The sequence below is a fragment of the Sphingomonas bacterium genome, assembly GCF_903643035.1.
GTDB lineage: Bacteria > Pseudomonadota > Alphaproteobacteria > Sphingomonadales > Sphingomonadaceae > Sphingomonas.
This window is the reverse complement of sequence record NZ_CAHJWW010000306.1, coordinates 1-3,074: the sequence shown is the minus strand read 5'-3', so window position 1 is coordinate 3,074 and position 3,074 is coordinate 1. Positions and strand designations below refer to the sequence as shown.

Here is a 3,074-nt window from a genome sequence, read left to right as displayed (position 1 = left end):
TGGCGGTGGTGGACGGGCTCGACATGCTGGTCGGCCAGGCGGCGGCGGCGTTCGAGCTGTTCTTCGGCGCCGTGCCGCCGCGCGGGCGCGACGACGAGCTGCGCGCGATCCTGCTGGCATGACCCTGCTGGCATGACGGGCGGTCGCGCTTGACGTTCGTCCTTGGCCTTACCGGCTCGATCGGCATGGGCAAGTCGACGGTCGCGGCGATGTTCGCCGATCTGGGCGTGCCGGTGTTCGACGCCGACGCCGTCGTCCATCGCCTCCAGGGGCCGGACGGTGCGGCGGTCGCAGCGATCGAGGCCGCGTTTCCCGGCACCACGGGACCCGGCGGCGTAGATCGCGCAAGACTGGGAACGGCGGTGCTGGGTGACGGGGCGGGGGGAGCGGCGATGCGCCGGCTGGAGGCGATCGTCCACCCTGCCGTCGGACGCGAGCGTTCCGCCTTTCTCGCCGCGCACGCCGACGCGCCTTTGCTGGTGCTCGACGTGCCGCTGCTGTTCGAGACGGGCGGGGCGGACGGGATGGACGCGGTGGCGGTGGTCTCCGCGCCCGCCGCCGTGCAGCGCGGACGCGTGCTGGCGCGACCGGGGATGACGTCGGCGCGATTGGAGGCGATCCTTGGCCGCCAGTTGCCCGACGCCGACAAGCGCGCGCGCGCCGACCATGTCATCGACACCGGCGGCTCGCTGGAGGCGACACGCCGGCAGGTCGCCACCCTGGCCGCTTGCCTCCGGCCCCGCGAGGGTCGATAGCGGCGCGACCATGCGCGAGATCGTGTTCGACACCGAGACTACCGGCCTCAGCTTCACCGGCGGCGATCGTCTGGTGGAGATCGGCTGCGTCGAGCTCGTCCACCGGGTCGAGACCGGCCGCGTGTTCCACGCCTATTTCCACCCCGAGCGCGACATGCCGGCGGAGGCGCAGGCGGTTCACGGCCTGTCGGCGACGTTCCTGTCCGACAAGCCCCGCTTCCACCAGGGCGTGGAGGAACTGCTGGCGTTCATCGGCGACGCACCGCTGGTGGCGCACAACGCCGGCTTCGACTTCGGTTTCCTCAACGGCGAACTCGTCCGCCTGGGGCGGGCCGCCGTCTGCATGACGCGGATGGTCGACACGCTGCAACTCGCGCGCAGCCGTCATCCCGGCGCCAAGCACAGCCTGGATGCGCTGTGCTCGCGATACGGCATCGACCGGTCGCGCCGCGTGCTCCACGGCGCGCTGCTCGACGCGCAGCTGCTGGCGCAGGTCTATGTCGAACTGACCGGGGGGCGGCAGATCGGTCTGACCCTGGTCGCCGACGAGGTAGACGGCGCCGCGGCCGCGTCCCATGCCGCGCCGGCGGTGGCCCGTCAGGTCCGGCCGCCGCGCCTTTTCGCGCCAAATGAGGGAGAACGGGCGGCGCATGCCGCGTTCATGACGACGGTCGCCAATCCCCTGTGGGGCGTGGAGACAGCCGCGTAACGGGTCGCCCGCCAGGCGATCGCCCTGAGGAGAAGAAGTCATGGATGTCCGCGTCTCGGGTCACCAGGTCGCCGTCGGCGACGCGCTGCGCAGTCATGTCGAGGACGCGCTTCAGGCGATCGCCACCAAGTATTTCGCGCGCGCCATCTCCGCGCAGGCGACGTTCGGCAAGGGTCCGCACGACGTGGGCTTCACCTGCGATATCGTCATGAACGTCATGCACGGACTGGTGATCAAGGGCCGGCACGAGGCGCACGAGGCCCACCCCGCCTTCGACGGCGCGGCGGGCAAGATCGACAAGCAGCTGCGGCGCTACATGCGCCGGATCAAGGACCACGCCGCGACCGGCACGGTGAACGACGACCAGCTGTACGACAACGCCGGCTACACGCTGTTCCAGGAGCAGCCCGAGGCGGAGGAGGCAAGCGACGCGCCGCTGATCGTCGCCGAGACGCGGGTCGACGTGCCCGACGCCAGCGTGTCGGACGCGGTGATGATGCTCGACCTGCGCAACACGGCCGCGCTGCTGTTCCGCAATGCGGGCACGGGGTCCTTCAACATGGTCTATCGCCGCGGCGACGGCACGATCGGCTGGGTCGAGCCCAACCGCGTCGCCTGACGGGGCGGTGCCGATGGGGCAGGCCGTACTCCTGAACGCCGAGGCGGTCCGCATCGGGTTGCCGGCCGCCACCAGGAAGATGTTGTTCATCCACATAGGAACCATCGCCGCCACGACGCTGGGGCTGGAGGGAGACAGGGTCGCCGATGCGCTGGCCGCCCGCGAGCGGCTGGGCTCGACGGGGTTCGGCGGCGGGATCGCGATCCCGCATGCCAAGCTCGCGGGGATTTCCGAGGTGGCGGCCCTGCTGATCCGCCTTGCCCAGCCGATCGCGTTCAAGGCGGTGGACGACCGGCCCGTGGACATCGTCCTCGCCATGCTGTCGCCTCCCGATGCGGGCGCGGACCATCTCAAGGCGCTGGCGCAGGTTTCCCGGCGGCTGCGCGACCAGTCGTTCGTCGCCAAGCTGCGCGGCGCGGGCTCCCCGGACGCGCTCTATGCGCTCTGGACCGCGGACGAGGCCCGCGATGCCGGCTGAGGGCGCGCACCGCGATCTCCCGGCGGGCGAGGCGGCGCATTTCCGCGCGCTGGAGGGGCTGTACGCGGCGGCGCCGATCAACAGCTTCTTCGAATCGACGCTGGACATCGTCGCCGCCGGCCTGGCGCGGATCCGCTTCACGGTCGACGAGCGTGTGTTCCACGCCGGCGGCGCGGCGCACGGCACCAGCTATTTCAAGATGCTCGACGACGCCGCCTTCTATGCCGCCAACAGCCTCGTCAACGATCGGTTCCTGCTCACCACCGCGTTCAACCTGCTGTTGACGCGACCGCTGCGCGCGGGACCGGTGGTCGCGGAGGGGCGGTGGATCAGCGGCCAGCGGCGCGTCTTCATCGCCGAGGCCCGGTTGGTGGACGCGGGGGGCGAGGAGGTGGCGCGCGGCACCGGTACCTTCATGCGCTCGCGGATCGCGCTCGCCGGACTGCCCGGCTACGCCCGCCCGACCGGCGTCCCCGGCCGCTCCGGTCGGAGCGGGCTGGCGGCGTGAGCGGC

General features: G+C 71.6%; 5 protein-coding genes and 1 pseudogene. All 6 read left to right on the top strand.

Features of this window, described 5'->3' with window-relative positions; all coding sequences use genetic code 11:
- Window positions 1-122, top strand: a pseudogene (locus tag HUV01_RS14350) (shikimate dehydrogenase); the annotation flags it as partial.
- 27 nt (window positions 123-149) lie between these two features.
- The gene (gene coaE / locus HUV01_RS14345) at window positions 150-755 is read left to right on the top strand and encodes a dephospho-CoA kinase (protein WP_302480071.1); all 606 of its coding nucleotides are present in this window, start codon (window positions 150-152) and stop codon (window positions 753-755) included.
- A 10-nt stretch (window positions 756-765) separates the two neighbouring features.
- The gene (dnaQ, locus tag HUV01_RS14340; protein ID WP_174298885.1) at window positions 766-1,464 is read left to right on the top strand and encodes a DNA polymerase III subunit epsilon; all 699 of its coding nucleotides are present in this window, start codon (window positions 766-768) and stop codon (window positions 1,462-1,464) included.
- Between the two features lie 40 nt (window positions 1,465-1,504).
- Window positions 1,505-2,083, top strand: a complete 579-nt coding sequence (hpf, locus tag HUV01_RS14335; protein ID WP_174298884.1) for a ribosome hibernation-promoting factor, HPF/YfiA family — start codon at window positions 1,505-1,507, stop codon at window positions 2,081-2,083.
- Between the two features lie 13 nt (window positions 2,084-2,096).
- Window positions 2,097-2,561, top strand: a complete 465-nt coding sequence (locus HUV01_RS14330) for a PTS sugar transporter subunit IIA (protein WP_174298883.1) — start codon at window positions 2,097-2,099, stop codon at window positions 2,559-2,561.
- Complete coding sequence (locus tag HUV01_RS14325) at window positions 2,551-3,069, top strand: PaaI family thioesterase (protein WP_174298882.1); 519 nt, start codon at window positions 2,551-2,553, stop codon at window positions 3,067-3,069. The genes HUV01_RS14330 and HUV01_RS14325 overlap by 11 nt, the downstream gene beginning before the upstream one ends.
- The last annotated feature ends 5 nt before the right edge of the window (window positions 3,070-3,074 follow it).

Excerpts from the sequence above, each read along its gene's own strand:
- dnaQ (WP_174298885.1), top strand. The coding sequence starts at position 766 with ATGCGCGAGATCGTGTTCGACACCGAGACTACCGGCCTCAGCTTCACC.
- hpf (WP_174298884.1), top strand. The coding sequence starts at position 1,505 with ATGGATGTCCGCGTCTCGGGTCACCAGGTCGCCGTCGGCGACGCGCTG.
- HUV01_RS14330 (WP_174298883.1), top strand. The coding sequence starts at position 2,097 with ATGGGGCAGGCCGTACTCCTGAACGCCGAGGCGGTCCGCATCGGGTTG.
- HUV01_RS14325 (WP_174298882.1), top strand. The coding sequence starts at position 2,551 with ATGCCGGCTGAGGGCGCGCACCGCGATCTCCCGGCGGGCGAGGCGGCG.